The sequence below is a fragment of the Sulfurimonas sp. genome, assembly GCF_050296975.1.
Taxonomy (GTDB): Bacteria; Campylobacterota; Campylobacteria; order Campylobacterales; family Sulfurimonadaceae; genus Sulfurimonas.
Genome location: NZ_JBNKRX010000039.1, coordinates 41,675 through 58,724, shown reverse-complemented (window position 1 = coordinate 58,724; position 17,050 = coordinate 41,675). Strand labels below are relative to the sequence as shown.

Here is a 17,050-nt window from a genome sequence, read left to right as displayed (position 1 = left end):
TGAAGAGTTCATGAAGATTTAATTTTCAAATCTACATAAGAAGAATATCATTGAGATAGAAGTATAATTGCGAAAAAATTCAAGGAACTCTTTGGCACTTTCGCGTTTAAATGAAGAGCAGTATAAAGCTGCAACCTCCACTGAATCAAAAAACCTTATTATCGCTTCAGCAGGGACTGGAAAAACTTCTACGATTGTTGGAAGAATAGCCTATCTTTTAAATAGTGGAGTACAACCAAATGAGATACTACTACTTACTTTTACAAACAAAGCTGCCGCTGAGATGGTTGGTCGTGTAGCAGAGTTTTTTGGTAAAAATGTTGCTTCAAAAATAGACGCTGGAACTTTTCATGCGGTAAGTTACCGATGGCTTAAGAAAAAAGATAAACGTGTTGTTTTAAAACAGCAGCGTGAGTTAAAAACACTTTTTCGATCAGTGTTTGAGAAACGATCTTTTGGACATATTGATGCTGAAGCGCAAGTGTATGGGGGAAACTATTTGTATGATCTATACTCTTTTTACCAAAATACGGAGCTTAACGAAGATTTTGAAACCTGGATCAAAAACAACTATCCCGAGCATGAACTCTATGCAATGATCTATGCAGATATTGTTGATGAATTTGAGAAATTAAAAAGAGAGTACGGCTTTTTAAATTTTAATGATCTTCTCTTACAATTTCGTGCAATGTGTAAAGAACATCACTTAGGCTACAAGGAAGTGCTTGTCGATGAGTACCAAGATACAAATGCTCTGCAAGGAACTCTGATCGATGCTATGAACCCGCCTTCACTTTTTTGTGTAGGGGATTATGATCAAAGTATCTATGCTTTTAACGGTGCGGATATTACGATCATTGGTTCATTTACAAAAAAATACCCCGATGCAATTGTGCATACACTCAACAAAAACTACCGCTCCTCAGTGCCAATTTTGTCTTTGGCAAATAAGGTGATCGAGCACAATGAGAGAATTTATCCTAAAAAGTTGGAAGTAACTAGAACAGACATAAACATCCCTCCAAAACTTTTAGCGTATGATGAGTTGTTTGACCAGTATCACGGTGTAGCAGATATGATCTCTAAAACAACTACACCACGAACTGATATAGCAGTTATTTTTAGAAATAACTCATCGGCCGATGGGATCGAAGTAGCACTTCGAGAGTTAGATATCTCCTGTAAACGTAAAGGGGGTACCAGTTTTTTCGACTCCCAAGAGGTAAAGGCGGTACTTGATCTCTACACTTTACTTGTTAATGAAGCGGATATGATGGCATTTATTCATATATTTGAGTTTGCTAGAGGAATTGGAAGTGCCATGGCAAAAGAGATCTATACAGCACTGAAAAATTTAGGGCAGGGGAGTATGTTTTATGGGCTCTATGCACCTGATGAATCGATGAGTAATCCTTTTGAAAAACGGAAACTTAACCATCAACTTGGACTCTTTGATGACTTTTTAGAACTTGGTGCTGTAGGAAAATATGCAAAACTAGGGTTTGAGCCAAAATTTATGAAAAATCCAGTGCTAAAACACCCAAAACTCACAAAAGAATCAGCTACATTTTTACATAATTTTTATGTTTTATTTCGCGATCTAAAAGGGATAAAACAACCAAAAACAATCGTGCGAAAAATAGCAGCATCAGATTTTTTCAAATACATTGCAGACCTACTTTCAACAAAAAGAGCGACACTTAAAGATGGCAGTGTTGATGAAAACCAAAAAAATGAATCGCTCATTAGAATTGAGCGTAAAATGAAACTGCTTGAGGAATTATCGCAACCATACAATGAACATGAACGTTTTTTAAATGCGATGATACTTGGCTCATCTGATCTAAGCCAAGGTGAGGGTGTAAACTTGTTAAGTGTACACGCTTCTAAAGGTTTAGAGTACAAAGAGGTATATGTAGTTGATCTGATGGATGGACGTTTTCCAAACCGTAAACTGATGGTTCGTGGTGGAAGCCTTGATGAAGAACGACGGCTTTTTTACGTAGCGGTAACACGTGCAAAAGATATACTCTACCTTAGTTTTGCAAAGTATGACAAGATCAAAAAACAGAACTTTTTACCTTCACAGTTTGTATATGAAGCTGGACTTGTCCCTAAAGATGAAGGATATCGTGAGATGGTTATGAAAGAGGAGAAAAAAGAAGAGGACTAGTGTTTTATAGCCCTCATACTTCTCACCTCTAAAAAGTAACTGTGCCCTAAATAGATCACGTAAAATACGGTCGCAAAAAAGATCACAAATGGTATGAGCGAAATAAGATACAAAATAAGTGTTTTAAGACGCAAAGTATTCCCATATTGTGCTTTGATCCTAAAAGCTTCCTCTTTTGTACAAATAGTTGATGATACATCATAAATCATCATTTTGTGGAAAAAGTAATAGAGTGGAAAATTAAAAGCTACGATGTTTAGCACTGGTATAAAATAAAGCGGGATAAATACCATAAAAAGCACAAACATAATAAGTACCCATTTTAATGTTAAAAGTATCCCCTCTAAAAAGTTTGAATGTCCAATGAGTTCAACATCTGGGTAATGCCTTTGACGTAACTCTTGTAAGATCATATGTGTCATAAAACCGATCACTAAAAGTGCTACAAATATAGAAAAATACAGCATCAAAACAGAGCCGATCGTATAAACTAAAAATGTTGCTATCCAAGAAGTAACGGCACTACTCATTAAAAACTTTATGATCGCAGTATTTTTTAAAACCGCTGAAAAACTTTCTGTATGAGGGATGCCATTTTCTAGAGTTGTTTGCGTTGATTCAACATGCATACTTGAATCTAATTGTTCTAAGCCAATCCCAGCTGCAACAAAAAATAAAATGTATAAAATTAACATAGAAAGTACAAATGGAAGTATTGAGTACTTAATCATTTTAGATGTAAAAAGGTCTTTTATACTCAGTGCTAAGATATTGTTTTCGTTATTCATGGTTTCTCCGAGGAATATTTTATAGTTTGAATGGTGTATTATAACAAAAGCGTGTATTAATGGCTGTTTAAATAATTCTTAGGTAAAGTATGTTTAAACTAAAAATAACATATTTATAAAATCTATATGAAGGAAGTAGGTAGTTAATAATGTACAATAGAAAGTGTCCTTGTTGTAATGAAACATTTTCTTTGAGAGATTATTTAGGGCAGGTTTTAAATTTTAAAGTAAAAAAGTTTAATGAAGATGAGCCTGATAAAATATGTCTAAAATGTAAAAGTTCGATTTTATCTGCTACAAATAACAACAAATATATCATAGCACTAATCCCTCTATTTTATTTTTATGATTTAGCTTATGAATATTTTTTTAACTATGAATATGTTGCAGAATATATCGCTAGTTTATTTATGCTTTTGGTATTAAGTTTTTATGTTGTGTATTTATTTATTCCATTGAAATGTCAGAAATCTAAAATATCATAATATAGAGGATGAAGATGGAACAATCACATAGATACAAAAGTAATAAATATAATATATTAAAGAAATATATATGAATCCTTATGAAAATCAAGACTTTGAAAATGATAGAGAGTTTTTCAATACAATTTTGAGCGCAGTGCTTGCTAGTTTGTTTTTTTTATTTTTATATAAAGCAACATGTCATTTTTTTATAAAAAATTATTGGGTTGTATCTTCTATGATGACAACTATTTTGTTTGGTATTTTATTTCTCAATATCTATAGAACAGAGATACAAAAAACTAAAAAAAAACAAGGATGGTATTTTTATTTATTCTTTCTTTATTCTATACCTGTGTTTTCATTTTATTTTTTTCCAGCAACTATAGATTTTCTTCTACCCTCAATAACAGATAAAAAATCAATTAGCATTAAAGCTACTATTCAAGATATATATTACATTAAACACGCTGATAATCCTCATATAGTTTTTGATTTACAAGAGAATGATTTTTTAGATAAATTGGATATACCTTTATCTAAAAAAACTACTCAAAATATCAAAGTTGGAGCAATTGTTAATGTGTATGTGACAATTTCAAAAATATGTTTGAACTATAAAGGGTATGAAAAATTAGAAGGTTATGAATGAAATCTAAAAAAAGAAAAACAACGAAGCTTGTTCAAGAAATTGAGATTTTATATGTGATATTCTTTTGGAGTATTTTTTTTGCAATAATTGTTTATGGGTTTTTTGATCAAAGATTATCACCTCTTCTTATGGTAGTTAGTAATAGTTTTAATTTTTTTATATTGCCATATTTAATTGGTCTAGCGTATATGTTTCGTTCTAAAAAAGTTAAGCAAGAAATTTGTAAAAAGAAGAGTATAAATATCGCTACAGATAATATGATATCAAAACTAATGCGTATGCATTTTTGGATCATTGGAAGTTATTTTATAGTTGCAATAATTGGCAATATTTTTGAATTTATTTGGATAGATACTACTATGATGGAAACATTCTTTGTTTGTTTTATGTGTGTAGCAATGGTATTTATAGGAACTTTTATGCTAAATCATCATTTGTTTTATGTTACTTTTTCAATATGTTCTTCAAAAAGAAATCATAAAGGTGAGTAAATTGTATGCTTGACATCATAATCATTGGAATAGTGCTTTTTATAATTGCTGTATTTATAATCTTACAACTTTTTACTATGTCGATTCAAGCTGTAGTATTGATAATGTTGGCATCTTTACTGTCAATACCAATATGGAATAAATGTCAACGTTTGCGTTCACCTCTCAAAAAAAGAACTTTTTGGAGATTATATTGGTACGATACACAGTGTAAATTGGTAGTTATAATTTATGGAATAAGCATCTCATGGTTGATAAGTAAGATAATATAAAGGAAATTTTTTGGAAGCAACTTTTTTATCAATAGCTATTGCAGTTTTAGCGTTGGTTGTTTGGATAGGGATCAATAGCATGGGAGATATTCTAGAAAATGAATCTGAACAAAATCACTATATCGTTTTTTCTGTATATATAGGATTTGGAGTAATGAGTGGGTATATCTCTACAATATTTTTTTCAACACAAATATTAGTAGGTCTTTTCATGTGGATAAATCTTTTTTTAGTACCAATCATTATTTTTTTTATTCTACAAAAAGTCTTTAAAAAGAGTATTAAAATGAGTGTGTATATAGGAAGTTTTTATTTTGCATTTTCAATTATTCGTTTTGTCCTTACTGCTAAACAAATAGTATTTTAGGAAAATAATGCAAGAAAAACTAGAATCAATTTCAGATAAAGAATTTTTTTTCTTAGGGTTAGTGTATGCGGCAAGTGTGGTAAGTTTATTTTTACAACTACCTCTTTTATCTATATTTTTTGCTGGAGCAGTTTTTTGGTATTGTTATATAAAGATCAAAAAGTTTGATAGTATGAAAAACTGGGTTAAATGTGACGCTAAGCTTATCAAATGGAATACATTGAAAAAGATTTATAATTATTCACCTGAGAGTTATATATATGTACCAGATTGTCTTTATACATATACTTATAATTCTCAAAAATATATAGGGCAAAATATCTCTTTTTATCCAAGAGATTCGATGACACAAGATCTTTTTGAAAGTTATCAATTTACACAAAATATAAAATATACAATAAACAAAGGAATTTATGTAAATCCAGATAACCCAGAAGAGTCTGTAGTTTTTAGAGACATGGCATTTAAAAGTGCTCCCATCTATAAAGGTGGAGTTGTTTTGGCAATCATTACTATCATCATTAGTATTATTCAAGTAGTTATAAAGGTAATTTAAAATGGATAATCAAGAAAAAGAGCAATATAATAGGAGTTTTAATTTAAATGATATACGAAGATGACAAGTTAGAAATAGTTTATGATAAAAAAAGTTTTTGGATTTTCTTTTCAAGCATTTTAGTCGCTTGTAGTGTCATAATACCAGAGTCCTACTTAGTTGCCTTTGTAGTAGGGATAGTGAATATAAATATATTTGCATACTATTTTTATCTTGATAGCAAGTCTAAAAATTGGGTGCTTATAGAAGGAAATTATAGTACATACCAGTTTAAGAAATTTAAAATCAATAATTTTAGTAGAAATTCCACAAAAGTAGTACAAACTTATTGTGAGTATACATATACTGTTGAAGGAGAAAAATATTTTTCTAATGTTTTGAGTATCGTAAATAAAGATTATTATTTTCATGAAACATTTTTAGAGTTGGCAAAAGAGCTTGTAAGGAAAAATCCAAAAACTAAAACACTACAGTTATACTATAATCCCAAAAATCCTTCGGAGTCTATACTTGTAAAAGGATTGTCGAATAGTTATATTTTACAAGTGTATATAATTGGGATTATTGGAATGATAGCATTTTTAGTAAGTACTTACGATTTGGTGAAATAGAAGGAAAAAGTAATGAAAACATTTTCAAAATTAAAAACAACTATTTTGCTTAAACGTATTTTTTTAATCTATTGTGCATTTTACATCATCATCTCAATCAAGTATATGTATTTATCCACTGAGATAGACTTTTTAGATTATATATTTTCTTTTGAATATTTTGGCATATCATCAATAGTAGCAAATATAATGATCGCTTATGAGCTTTTTGAACAAAAAACAATTAATTAAGATGAGCAAAAAGTTTGTATGTACAAATCTACATTTTTTAGTGAAAAAACTATATGTATTAATTTAGATGAGGTGCATACTATAACGTACAGATTGGGTATGCTCTCTGTACGTAATGATGAAAAAGTGATTTTGTTGGATAATTTTACGTTTGCTAGTAAAGATATAAAAGATTTACTACTATTTTTACAACAAACTACTCAAGCCAAGTTCAATCCTAAAATGAACAAAAGTGAAAAACTTGGTAGTATATTTTTTCTTGGAATATTAGTATTGTTTTATGCTGTACTCTATAGGGTGTTTTTTAAACCTTAATTTTTATATTCTCAACAACTGCTATAAAAAACTCTTTTGACCAAAGTTCTATCTCTTTTATGTCTTTTATAAACGGTTGTACATCGTTTTTTGCTTTTGTTACATCAAGGCTTTCTATCCTCTGTAAAAGTAGTTCTTTAATATTTTGTTTTGTAAGTTCATCTGGTATCTTTATTCCATTAGCTTCTAAATATTTACAGCTTTGCGTGAGTCTTGCTTTTAGATGTTTTATATCAAGTTCTACATTGTTTGCTATGTACCAGACAAGATCATACCAATCACGTCCTTTGGGTCTGCTACTCCATGCACGACAAAGTATAGCGTGCATTTTTCCAGCATATAAAGAGCCAAGAGTAAAAGCGTTTATTGAAAATGCTCGGGGAATTAAACGTATAACATTCTCTAGCTCAAAATCCAATGAAGGGTTTGTATCTACTTCTAACTTTATTTTGACAGCTTGGTCTCTGTGGATTTTATTGGTTATATCTTTTGGAACATTTATATTGATTAAGTGTTCGATCGTGTTGCCTTTTACAAAAGCTGAAACTATGGTAGTAGCGCTATTTTTCTCTTTTATCTCTATAGTTACCTCAAAACCAAATGATTTTAAAGTAAAGATGATCGCTTATTCGTATGGTTTGAGATTAAATTTTGGATTGTTTTCAAGAAGTGAGAAATCTAAATCTTCTGAAAATCTTGGAAGATTATGTAGTATTCTAAGAGCTGTTCCACCGTAAAAAGCAGCGTGTTTGAAAAAACCTGCATCATAAAGTCCAAGAAGTATGATCTCTTGTAGTATCTCTCTAAGTGCATCAAAGCTAGTATTAGAATTAGAAAGGTCATATTGTTCTAACATCTTCATAAGTGCTGGATGTGTCATATTTTTCCTTTCTTTAGTACTTGAGAGAGAGTTTTTAGATTTTTTGATCTATAAGCCGTTGCTATCTCCTCTATAAGTGAAGTATCTAAAGGATTTATAATATCAAGTCGCAGATCATATTTGAGGTATTGTATCATCGAATTTTGAGTAAGTGTACCGATACCTCTATCGTAGCGTATTTTGTCACATAAAGCTTTTTCAGGCGTTGCTATAAATTTTCCACCATCTTTTTCATCATAAATCCAGTCAACTCCTAAGGAGTAAGCTTGTAGTGGAACTTTTTTATAGCTAAATCTTCCCACTGGAGTTTCATATAGTTTCTCGTTTTTACTTGTAGCAGATGTGACCTCGTTAACTCGTTCAGGAATCATACCATAATAACTAAGAGCATAATCAAAAGAAACGTAAGATGGAGCATAGAGTGCATTAGCAACATTAATTAGATCAAGTGGCCTTTCAAGATAAGTTTTAGAAAAGGTGTAAAACCCTTTTTTTAGACGTAAAAGCTCACCATTCTTTACAAGATTTGAAATTTTATCATTAACATTGCTAATTGACTTTTCTAATAAAGCATAAAGCATCTCATGCGAAAAAATTGATAACGATAAATTGTTTTGAATCTCTATAGTTTTCATAAAGAAGAGTATAGCATAAAATGCATAATTTAATATAGATAATCTTATTTTTATGGATTATCTATATTAAATAGTTATATTTTACTCCAAAGTTTCTGATTGAGTTTTAACTCTTCTACAATTCCCAAAGAGAGATGGAGTGTTTTTAGATACTCCATAGCAACTTTATACTCTAAAAGTGAGCTAAACACTGCTGGTTCAAAGAGGTCTTTGTTGTACTCGATCGCCATAAATATATTGTTTCCTTTAAAAGAGACATAAACTGGATGACCTGAGTGTTTTTTGTAGTGAAGAATCTTTTCCATGAGTGTTGGTGTTAAGATATAACGAGCTTCAACTTGGTCACTTCCATAGACCACAAACTCCTTTTCAAACTCTGGTGAATCCATTTTAACAAGTTCACCTTTCACACCAAAATTATTTGATTGTAAAAAAGAGCCAATCATATCTCCAAAAGTACTTTGTGCAAAGTCTGGTAAAACAAGGGTTTGCCCCTTAAAATGTTTATGAAAATCACTTACTATAAATAAACCTTGAAAGATGGTGGAGTAAGAGCGTCTTCCTTTAGAATCACGATGCTCTTTTTCGGCATGAAAATCTGAAAAGGTAAGATTTACACCATCAATTTTCCCCTTCACTAGATCATTACCAGAGTGTCGATCAGGATGAGAAAAAAGGTTTGAACGGTTAAATTGTTCTATACCAATATGTAATTCAGGAATATAACGAAATGTATGATCGATCTCTTCAATAAGAGGTTTCATCACTTTTGTTTTAAAATCACCACGATAATCAGAGATAAGAGATTTATAGATGAAACTCCCTACTATAAAGTAAAAAATTCCATAACCAACAATGAAGTCACCACTCATATAACCAGAAAGGGCAAAAAATATTAAAGCAGCAATGATAGTGTAGATGATTCCAACATTCACTACACGTTTTTTTAACTGCTCTCGATCTCGTTCTAAATCTTGTAAAACTGGATGAAGCGTTTTATAATAAAAATCTGTTAGTTCACTGACACTTTTCATATGTTATGAATTAAAAAGCTCTTTTACATTAACGTTTTGACGTTGTTCATCTGGAATCTCAAATACTTCTTTGTGTGTGTAACCCATAGCTGAAGCCATAAAATTTGTTGGGATCATCTCTAGTGCATTGTTGTAGTCAGTTACAGCTTGGTTATATGCACGACGAGCTGCAGAGATTTGCTCTTCTACTTCATTTAAACTACGTTGTAGATGCATCACATTTTCATTTGCTTTTAATTCTGGGTAGTTTTCAACTGCTACCATGATAGAACCAAGAGCAGATGTTACCTTTGCATCGAGTTTCATTTTTTGTTCATCAGAAATATTAGGTTTATTCGCTTCTGCACGAAGTTTTGTTACCTCTTCAAGTATCCCTTTTTCGTGTTCCATATATTTTTGAACTGTAGCCACAAGGTTAGGGATAAGATCATAACGTTTTTTGAGTTGTGTATCGATACCTGCGAAGATATTATCTACTTGATTTTTCTTTGCAACAAGCGAGTTGTACATTAAAACTAAAATGATTGCAATTACAATTACAACAATGAGAAGTACTGACATAAAGTTTCCTTTGAAAGATTTAAATTATTATACTATATTTTTTGCGGCACAATAGGCACTCGAAAAAGCAAATGCAAAATTGTAACCACCACGTCGTCCTACTACATCTAAAACTTCACCAATAAAATAAAACTTACCATTTTTTTTAGATTGAAAAGTTTTAGGATCAATTTGTGTTGTATCTACACCACCACCACTTACTTCTGCATGACGAAAGCCGTGTGTATCATTTACTTCAAATTTCCAGTTGAGTATTTGATTTGCTATTTTTTTAGTAAGTTTTGTGTCGATCAGTTGTATTTTTGGATCGAGTTGTAGAGATTCTAAAATGCCATTTACTATTTTAGTTGGTAAAAGCCCTAACAATATATCAAAGAGAGTAAATACAGGATGGTTTTGGGAAGTTTTGAGTATATAGGCACTTAATTTTTGTGCATTAAGCGTAGGAAGTAAATTTATCCCAATATCGACATTTTGGTAGTTTAATAATGCTTCACTTGCCATCTGCGAGATATCTAAAATTGCAAAACCAGAAACACCATAGTTTGTAAAGAGAATATCTCCAGCGATAGTATTTTCTTTCACACCATTTATATAGAGTGTTACTTCCCCATCAACTTTAGCCCCTTGCATTTTTTTTGCAATCAAAGAGTTTAGTTCTAGCTGCACTAAAGAGGGGTAGGTTGGTATGAGATCATGTCCAAGTTCACGAGCAAATTTATACCCATCATCACAACCACCTAGATGTGAAGCTGCCTCACTTCCTGTTGCAATTACAATAGCATCATATTTTTTTTCTAATTCTATAATGGAGTTGATTTTTGTATCGGTAATGATGTTGACACCGAGATTTTGTGCATGTTGTATAAAAGTATTTGCAACTGATTTTGCTTCATTGCTAAGTGGATAGGCACGTCCATCTTCAAGTACATTTAGAAGTAAACCAAGGGAGTTTACGTATTTTTCAAAAGCATAAAAGTCAAAATTTTTGATCGCGTATTCTACAAAAGTGGGGTTAGCAGAAGAAAAGTCACTAACATTTAAAGAGGTGTTTGAGATATTACAACGACCATTTCCAGAAACAAGTATCTTTTTTGCAGGTTTAGAGTTTTGCTCATAAAGATCAACTATTAGACCATGTTTTGCACACTTTATAGCACAAAAAAGTCCAGAAGCACCAGCTCCAATAATTGCTATTTTTTTTCTATCACTCATAAAATTTTGAGAGTCCTAACAAATAGGTATCAAAGTTAAAATTATATTTTTGAATTGTTTGTCTATTGAGATAAGGTTTGATCTCTTGATCTGCATAGATAGAACCTAAAAAACCATATTCAATTTCTAAATAGTCATATATAAAACTAATTCTATGATGTTCATTTGCCCATTGTGCAATCTCTTTTAAATTTTTTGTTGGATGATATAACACTATTAACATCCCTTCTTGTGTAAGGGAAAGTTGCTCTTGAATAATGATAGAAACAGATATCTTTTTATTTATAAGCTTTTCAGAGTAAAATTTTTCTATACTTGTTTTAAATTTTTGAGCAGTATCATGATCCACTTCAGTATGTACTATATATACTTGTAGGGTGTCAGTTTTTTCTTTTTGTGTAGTTTTCTCTAAAACAGCTATCTTTGGAAAAAGTTTTGCCTCAATTTCTATGATAGCATTATCATAAGAGTAAGCAAATAGTTGTATAGAAAATACAATAAAAGAGAAAACTTTTTTTATCATAGCTCTGCCTCTCTTGTTTGTGCAGGAAGCACAATAGTAAAACAACACCCCTCTTTAGTATTTTGAACAGTAATAGTTCCTTTCATCTTAGTCTCTATAATGTTTTTTACAATATATAAACCAATACCTGTTCCTTGAGATTTAAACTTTGTTGTGAAATAAGGCTCAAAAACTTTGTCTATAATAGATTTATCGATACCACCTCCATTGTCACATACTGTGAGCGAGACATTATTTTTATGTTTTGCAAGATAAATGTCAATATGTCCCCCTCCTTTTTCACTAAGTGCATCTTGTGAGTTGTTGAGCAGAACAAGCAGTATCTGTTTTAACTCATTTTCTAAACCATAAAATTTGATGTCATCTTGTTTGAAATGAACAGTGTAGGAGATGTGTTTATTTTCAAGTTGGGCATCTAAGATATGTAGTGTTTCTTCAATAGGTTTATAAGGAAGAAAATAGTCCATTTTTTGATTTGGATCAAGGAAATTTCTAAAATCATCAATGGTTGATGACATAAAGTTAATATTTGTAGAGATAATGTCTATAAGCTTTTCAAAATCTTTTTCATTATATGTTCCAAGTGAGTGTTGCATAGAAAGATTTGCAGCTGCTAGACCAATATTGTTTAAAGGTTGTCTCCACTGATGCGCGATAGATTCTAGCATCTCACCCATCGCCGCTTGACGAGATTGGTGTAACATAAGCTTTTCTTGTTCTTGTTTTTCGCGTATTTTTCTGGCTACTTGTTTTTTTAGATCATCATTGAAGGTTTTGAGCCTTTGTAAGTATTGGGACATGTTTTTAATCATATCATTAGCAACATTGGCAATGGTTGTAAGTTCAGAACTTGCATATTTTACCACAATAGGGGTGTTTTGCTTGGAATGGGAATATTTTTCTAAAGAACTAGCGATCTCTCGAATTGCAAAAAGATCATTACGAATTACAAGATAAAAGATGGCAAATGTTCCTAAAAAAAACAGAAAAAGTATGAGAATAATTTTATATAAGTAGTCATTAAAATTCAGTAGATGTTTATTGATATACAAGACTTCCATTGAAGCAATTTCATGGTGAGTAAAAGGATCTAAGATAGGACTTGTGTATACAAATAATTCTTTAGAGTTTAAAGCAATTGTAGAATCTACTTTTTTATAAACCGTCTTATCAGCAGTTGTTATAATACTAATTTGTTCAATTTGATCATTTTTCAAAATAGAGTTAAGGATAGCTTTTAATTGTATAGGTTGATCAAAAGAGAGGCTTAAAGCGATGGTCGGTTTGAGTGTTTTTGTTAAGATTTCTATCTTCTCTTGTTCCACTTCTATAAGGGCATTTTTTGTGTAATGGGTTCCAATAACATAAAGTGGAAGAATGATACTAAAAAATGTCAGCCAAAAGAAAAATGTAAATTTTACTGAAAAACTATGAAACATTATAGAGACACAACTTTTGCTCCAAACCCACCCATATGTGCTGGAGCATCCTCAAATTTTTTTACTTTAGGGTGCACTTTTAAAAACTCTTTTACTGCATGTGAGAGTTTTCCTGTCCCTATGCCATGATAGATTAGTACTTCATCCCAACCATTTATAAGTGCGTCATTAAGAAATTTATCGAGTACTTCACATGCCTCATCACCACGCATTCCATGAAGGTCACAAGTAAGCCCTGCTTTTTTCTCAACATTCACCCGTATGTCTGTTTTAGGCTTTTGCTTGATAATTTTTGTAGGTGTAAGATGTTTTGTTTTCACTCTTACTTTCATACCATTGATATCAATTGTAGCATCAGATTTAGCTTTCATGGAAACTATTATACCACTTTGTGAATGGTATTTTACTTCATCTCCAACCTTGAAGTCATATGGACGTTTAAGCTCTGTTTTTTGCTCTTGTGGGAGCTTTTGATTTGCTTTATTCATTGCGCGGTGAATCTCTTTTATATCCCCACCACGTGCTGCTTTTTTTGCTTCATTTATAGCTTCTTCATAAGAGGCTTTTAGTTTTAGCTTTTCACGTTCAAGTTCTTTATGGAGTGCTTCACGCTCATCTTTGAGAGCTAACTCTTTTTTGGAGAGTTCTTCAAGTTTTTCATCTACTTGTTTGTGTTTATGTTTGAGTTCACGCTCTAACTGCGAACCACGTTCAATTAAAAGAGAAAGTTTTTCAGAGTTGTCACCGTAAACTTTTTTTGCCTCATCAACTATTGCATGGGTTATCCCATATCTATTAGCAGTTTCAAATGCGTAACTTTTTCCAATAATGCCTTGCATAAATTCATATGTTGGACGACGATCCTTTTCATCATATATTGCAGCAAGTAATTCAACATCATCCCGATCAGCCATTAGTGCAGCTAGGCGTTTGTGGTGTGTTGTAATGACAACTTTTTGTCCCCGAGAGATAAGATCATCTAAAATCACTTTAAAAAGCGCTGCCGCTTCATCACTATCAGTTCCTAATTCAATCTCATCGACACCAATGAGGGCTTGTTTTTTCAAAAATATTTGTGAAAATTGTTGCATACGTCCAGCAAAAGTAGAGATATCATTTTTTACATTTTGTGGATCGTCAATAATTGCATCTATATCTTTAAACGTACCAATCTCACTCTTTACATCATTGAGCTTCATTGGGATGATATATTTTGCCATAAATGCAGCTGCTAAAATTGATTTGAGCAACATAGTTTTTCCACCAGCATTGACCCCTGTAACCATCAAAATATTTTTTTCAAAGTTAACACTAATTGGTTTTGCTTGATGTAGGGCAGGGTGGATAAACTCCTTTAAAACAATGTTTTTATGATTTTTACTTTTTATGATTTGCAAGTTTTTACTTCGTGCAAATAAAACTCTTGCTTGGTAGTTGTCAAATTTTGAGAACTCTTTATCTATAAAATTGATAAAAGGTAAAAGCTCTTCAAGTATTTTAGAAAAGTCTTTTGCATAGGTATAAAAAATGGCTTGACGCTCTTGTTCAATAAAGCGAATTTTTTCTTTAGATTTTAAGATAACATCTGGAGCTACATAAAAAAAACCAGCGGTACTGCGACCAACAACTGCCCCTTTGAGCACATGATTAAAGCCACCACGTACAAGTAAACACTCTTCATTATTGATAAAGTGAATTTGAGTATCTATAAGATAACCTGAGAGTTTTTGGCTTCCCATAAGTCTTTTTAAAGAGGAACTAATCTCATTTTTCTGCTCTTTAATCTTTTGTCCTAATCCAAAAAGATTTTCATCAAGATTCTCTTCAAAGTTTCCTTGTATATCAAAATACTTTTCAACTTCTAAAAATTTTTGAGGAATTTCAATCTTTTCAACCCACTCTCCAATGATACATTCAAGATTTTTATTTTTAAAGTAGCGAAAATAACGTACAACTTTAACAAGTTCAAAAATCTGTTCAAATTGTAAGACACCATGCTTTTTTAGATGGTTTTTGATTGTAAAAAAATCACTCACTTTTGGCGGTGTATTAAATTCTAATTTATCAAGTGCTTTGATATAGCGATAATGAAGTTCTTGATCCCCTTGGATATAGAGGTTTTCTTCTCTTGAAAAGAAGCTTTGAAATTGCTCAATATAAGAGGTAAGATCAAGCCCCGAGATAAGTTTATCTATTTGCACTCTTGCGCTCTAATGATCTCTAAATAGTGAGGAGTGTTTTTCTTGCCTATAAAGGTGTTTGTATTGCTCAGGTCAAACATTGATGCATTTACATCGATGCCTTTACAATGAAGCGTTTGCCCCTGTTTATATTTTTGAATAACTGCTAATACTTTTTCTTGCTCTTTAGATACAAAGAGATTATACATAATAGCACTTGAGATAAAAAGTGTAAAGACCCCAGCAACTATAAGTTTTTGTGAACGTGTGAGTTCAGTAAAATAGTGTAGTGCCAAAAATATAAGTCCAACAACTATAAAACCAAATATATATGCCACTTATGCTATCCCTCTTATCTGATATGTAATGTCACCTGCACCAAAACCGATGATAAGCCCACTATCTATAGTTTTTAGTTCCTCTTGATTTTTTACAATTGTTATTTTATTATCAGCTCTTTGAAGCTTGTCTGCTAGTGTAAGATTGTAATGTTTAAATTTTTCTGCAAAGTCTATATCACGAGGTGTTTCACCTGCTGCCCACACTGGAAGGATGATAAGCTCCTCGGCCCCTTCAAAACATTTGATAAACTCATCAAGATTATCAATTGTTCGAGAATATTTATGTGGTTGCCAAATAGCTGTAATTTTATCAAACCCTTTAAGCTGTGCGTATTCTTTTACAGATTGAAAAGTTGCTCTAATCTCTGTAGGGTGGTGTCCATAATCATCGATAATAACACTATCACTTTGGCTTCCAACTATATCAAAGCGTTTTTTGATCCCTTTAAAGTTTAAAAGTTTTTCTCTAATTGTTTCAATATCCATCGATTCATTTGCAGCTAAAATTGCGAGTGAGGCATCGATTGCAATGTGTTTTCCAAATCCCCAAACATCAAAACTTCCAAAATCTTTTAGTGTAAATCTAGTATGTGGCTCATCATTGATGAGTACAAACTCTATATTTGTTATATCTTCACTTGGGTACAACCAATGTGCATCGGTAAACTCATCTTTTAATGTAGCTAAAAATGGATCTTCTGCATTTAAAACTTTGCAAGGTGCAATTTTTATAAAAGTTTTATATGATTCATAAAATCTATCATAATTATAATCGTAGTACTCCATATGCTCAGGTTCAGCATTGATTACAATACAGCAGTGTGGATTTGAATTGATAAAACTCCCATCACTCTCATCTGCCTCAAATATCATAAGGTCGTTTGTTTCATCATAACGTACGTTTGAACCAAATGCTTTTGACTCTGCTCCTATGATTGCTGAGCCTTCCATAATTGCAGTTAAAATTGCAGTAGTTGTGCTTTTCCCATGTGCACCAGCAACAGAGAAAACTTTTTTATCGTTGAGAATTTTTAGGAGTGCTTCACGACGCGCTAAAACTTCAATCCCTTTTGCTTTTGCTGCAACAATTTCTGGATTGTCAGGACGAATAATAGCTGAATGAATGACTAGATCTTGATCGCTTATGGCCTTGGCAGAGTGTGGGACACTGACTTTGATCCCCATATCGCGAAGTTTTTTGGTAATTACACTGTCTTTAATGTCTGAACCACTAATCTCATGCCCTTTATAATGCATATATTGTGCTAATCCAGAGATCCCTATGCCACCTATACCTATAAAATGTATCTTCATCTATCTTA

At 31.8% G+C, this 17,050-nt stretch carries 20 protein-coding genes; 8 read left to right on the top strand and 12 right to left on the bottom strand.

The annotated features are described in order from the left end of the window. The first annotated feature begins 91 nt into the window (after positions 1 to 91). Positions 92 to 2,173 carry an ATP-dependent helicase gene (locus ACQY56_RS12610; RefSeq protein ID WP_428738456.1) on the top strand — a complete coding sequence of 694 codons (2,082 nt, stop codon included), beginning with the start codon at positions 92 to 94 and terminating at the stop codon, positions 2,171 to 2,173. Here the strand turns inward: ACQY56_RS12610 and ACQY56_RS12605 are convergent. Next, a complete protein-coding gene (locus ACQY56_RS12605) occupies positions 2,170 to 2,961 on the bottom strand; it encodes an EI24 domain-containing protein (protein WP_428738455.1) in 792 nt (263 codons plus the stop codon). The two genes, ACQY56_RS12610 and ACQY56_RS12605, sit on opposite strands and share 4 nt — an antisense overlap. 555 nt (positions 2,962 to 3,516) lie before the next feature. Between ACQY56_RS12605 and ACQY56_RS12600 the strand changes: the two genes are divergently transcribed. From ACQY56_RS12600 to ACQY56_RS12570, 7 genes are all read left to right on the top strand, one after another. Beyond that, the gene (locus ACQY56_RS12600; RefSeq protein ID WP_428738453.1) at positions 3,517 to 4,077 is read left to right on the top strand and encodes a hypothetical protein; all 561 of its coding nucleotides are present in this window, start codon (positions 3,517 to 3,519) and stop codon (positions 4,075 to 4,077) included. Continuing rightward, positions 4,074 to 4,568 carry a hypothetical protein gene (locus ACQY56_RS12595; protein ID WP_428738452.1) on the top strand — a complete coding sequence of 165 codons (495 nt, stop codon included), beginning with the start codon at positions 4,074 to 4,076 and terminating at the stop codon, positions 4,566 to 4,568. Before ACQY56_RS12600 ends, ACQY56_RS12595 begins: the two co-directional genes overlap by 4 nt. A gap of 282 nt (positions 4,569 to 4,850) precedes the next feature. Further along, positions 4,851 to 5,207: a hypothetical protein gene (locus ACQY56_RS12590; protein ID WP_428738451.1), complete on the top strand. Its 357-nt coding sequence runs from the start codon at positions 4,851 to 4,853 to the stop codon at positions 5,205 to 5,207. A 7-nt stretch (positions 5,208 to 5,214) separates the two neighbouring features. Further along, the gene (locus ACQY56_RS12585) at positions 5,215 to 5,763 is read left to right on the top strand and encodes a hypothetical protein (RefSeq protein ID WP_428738450.1); all 549 of its coding nucleotides are present in this window, start codon (positions 5,215 to 5,217) and stop codon (positions 5,761 to 5,763) included. Positions 5,764 to 5,810: 47 nt separating this feature from the next. Beyond that, positions 5,811 to 6,374, top strand: coding sequence for a DUF3592 domain-containing protein (locus tag ACQY56_RS12580; RefSeq protein ID WP_428738449.1), 564 nt, complete (start codon positions 5,811 to 5,813; stop codon positions 6,372 to 6,374). 12 nt (positions 6,375 to 6,386) lie between these two features. After that, complete coding sequence (locus ACQY56_RS12575) at positions 6,387 to 6,605, top strand: hypothetical protein (RefSeq protein ID WP_428738448.1); 219 nt, start codon at positions 6,387 to 6,389, stop codon at positions 6,603 to 6,605. Positions 6,606 to 6,623: 18 nt separating this feature from the next. Continuing rightward, positions 6,624 to 6,920, top strand: coding sequence for a hypothetical protein (locus ACQY56_RS12570; protein ID WP_428738447.1), 297 nt, complete (start codon positions 6,624 to 6,626; stop codon positions 6,918 to 6,920). On the opposite strand, the gene ACQY56_RS12565 is transcribed toward ACQY56_RS12570, so the two are convergent. The 11 genes from ACQY56_RS12565 to murC form a co-directional block, all read right to left on the bottom strand. Further along, entirely contained in the window at positions 6,910 to 7,392 is a 483-nt protein-coding gene (locus ACQY56_RS12565) for a nucleotidyl transferase AbiEii/AbiGii toxin family protein (protein WP_428738479.1), read from the bottom strand. The two genes, ACQY56_RS12570 and ACQY56_RS12565, sit on opposite strands and share 11 nt — an antisense overlap. Before the next feature lie 153 nt (positions 7,393 to 7,545). Then, a complete protein-coding gene (locus ACQY56_RS12560; protein WP_428738446.1) occupies positions 7,546 to 7,800 on the bottom strand; it encodes a nucleotidyl transferase AbiEii/AbiGii toxin family protein in 255 nt (84 codons plus the stop codon). Further along, on the bottom strand, positions 7,797 to 8,435 hold the full coding sequence (locus ACQY56_RS12555; protein ID WP_428738445.1) for a type IV toxin-antitoxin system AbiEi family antitoxin domain-containing protein: 639 nt from the start codon (positions 8,433 to 8,435) through the stop codon (positions 7,797 to 7,799). The genes ACQY56_RS12560 and ACQY56_RS12555 overlap by 4 nt, the downstream gene beginning before the upstream one ends. A 74-nt stretch (positions 8,436 to 8,509) precedes the next feature. After that, positions 8,510 to 9,469 carry a DUF3137 domain-containing protein gene (locus ACQY56_RS12550; RefSeq protein WP_428738444.1) on the bottom strand — a complete coding sequence of 320 codons (960 nt, stop codon included), beginning with the start codon at positions 9,467 to 9,469 and terminating at the stop codon, positions 8,510 to 8,512. A 3-nt stretch (positions 9,470 to 9,472) separates the two neighbouring features. Beyond that, a complete protein-coding gene (locus ACQY56_RS12545) occupies positions 9,473 to 10,030 on the bottom strand; it encodes a LemA family protein (RefSeq protein ID WP_428738443.1) in 558 nt (185 codons plus the stop codon). Positions 10,031 to 10,057: 27 nt separating this feature from the next. Continuing rightward, entirely contained in the window at positions 10,058 to 11,245 is a 1,188-nt protein-coding gene (locus ACQY56_RS12540) for an NAD(P)/FAD-dependent oxidoreductase (RefSeq protein WP_428738442.1), read from the bottom strand. Further along, positions 11,238 to 11,768, bottom strand: a complete 531-nt coding sequence (locus ACQY56_RS12535) for a hypothetical protein (protein WP_428738441.1) — start codon at positions 11,766 to 11,768, stop codon at positions 11,238 to 11,240. Before ACQY56_RS12535 ends, ACQY56_RS12540 begins: the two co-directional genes overlap by 8 nt. Then, positions 11,765 to 13,207 carry a sensor histidine kinase gene (locus tag ACQY56_RS12530; RefSeq protein ID WP_428738440.1) on the bottom strand — a complete coding sequence of 481 codons (1,443 nt, stop codon included), beginning with the start codon at positions 13,205 to 13,207 and terminating at the stop codon, positions 11,765 to 11,767. The genes ACQY56_RS12535 and ACQY56_RS12530 overlap by 4 nt, the downstream gene beginning before the upstream one ends. Beyond that, the gene (locus ACQY56_RS12525; RefSeq protein WP_428738439.1) at positions 13,207 to 15,408 is read right to left on the bottom strand and encodes an endonuclease MutS2; all 2,202 of its coding nucleotides are present in this window, start codon (positions 15,406 to 15,408) and stop codon (positions 13,207 to 13,209) included. Before ACQY56_RS12525 ends, ACQY56_RS12530 begins: the two co-directional genes overlap by 1 nt. Next, a complete protein-coding gene (locus tag ACQY56_RS12520; RefSeq protein WP_428738438.1) occupies positions 15,399 to 15,725 on the bottom strand; it encodes a hypothetical protein in 327 nt (108 codons plus the stop codon). Before ACQY56_RS12520 ends, ACQY56_RS12525 begins: the two co-directional genes overlap by 10 nt. Then, entirely contained in the window at positions 15,726 to 17,042 is a 1,317-nt protein-coding gene (gene murC / locus ACQY56_RS12515) for a UDP-N-acetylmuramate--L-alanine ligase (RefSeq protein ID WP_428738437.1), read from the bottom strand. It abuts the gene before it with no gap. Positions 17,043 to 17,050 lie beyond the last annotated feature (8 nt).

Bases quoted from the DNA above. Each gene is read 5' to 3' on its own strand.
- ACQY56_RS12605 (WP_428738455.1), bottom strand. From the start codon at position 2,961: ATGAATAACGAAAACAATATCTTAGCACTGAGTATAAAAGACCTTTTT.
- ACQY56_RS12600 (WP_428738453.1), top strand. From the start codon at position 3,517: ATGAATCCTTATGAAAATCAAGACTTTGAAAATGATAGAGAGTTTTTC.
- ACQY56_RS12595 (WP_428738452.1), top strand. From the start codon at position 4,074: ATGAAATCTAAAAAAAGAAAAACAACGAAGCTTGTTCAAGAAATTGAG.
- ACQY56_RS12585 (WP_428738450.1), top strand. From the start codon at position 5,215: ATGCAAGAAAAACTAGAATCAATTTCAGATAAAGAATTTTTTTTCTTA.
- ACQY56_RS12580 (WP_428738449.1), top strand. From the start codon at position 5,811: ATGATATACGAAGATGACAAGTTAGAAATAGTTTATGATAAAAAAAGT.
- ACQY56_RS12575 (WP_428738448.1), top strand. From the start codon at position 6,387: ATGAAAACATTTTCAAAATTAAAAACAACTATTTTGCTTAAACGTATT.
- ACQY56_RS12570 (WP_428738447.1), top strand. From the start codon at position 6,624: ATGTACAAATCTACATTTTTTAGTGAAAAAACTATATGTATTAATTTA.
- ACQY56_RS12560 (WP_428738446.1), bottom strand. From the start codon at position 7,800: ATGACACATCCAGCACTTATGAAGATGTTAGAACAATATGACCTTTCT.
- ACQY56_RS12555 (WP_428738445.1), bottom strand. From the start codon at position 8,435: ATGAAAACTATAGAGATTCAAAACAATTTATCGTTATCAATTTTTTCG.
- ACQY56_RS12550 (WP_428738444.1), bottom strand. From the start codon at position 9,469: ATGAAAAGTGTCAGTGAACTAACAGATTTTTATTATAAAACGCTTCAT.
- ACQY56_RS12545 (WP_428738443.1), bottom strand. From the start codon at position 10,030: ATGTCAGTACTTCTCATTGTTGTAATTGTAATTGCAATCATTTTAGTT.
- ACQY56_RS12540 (WP_428738442.1), bottom strand. From the start codon at position 11,245: ATGAGTGATAGAAAAAAAATAGCAATTATTGGAGCTGGTGCTTCTGGA.
- ACQY56_RS12535 (WP_428738441.1), bottom strand. From the start codon at position 11,768: ATGATAAAAAAAGTTTTCTCTTTTATTGTATTTTCTATACAACTATTT.
- ACQY56_RS12530 (WP_428738440.1), bottom strand. From the start codon at position 13,207: ATGTTTCATAGTTTTTCAGTAAAATTTACATTTTTCTTTTGGCTGACA.
- murC (WP_428738437.1), bottom strand. From the start codon at position 17,042: ATGAAGATACATTTTATAGGTATAGGTGGCATAGGGATCTCTGGATTA.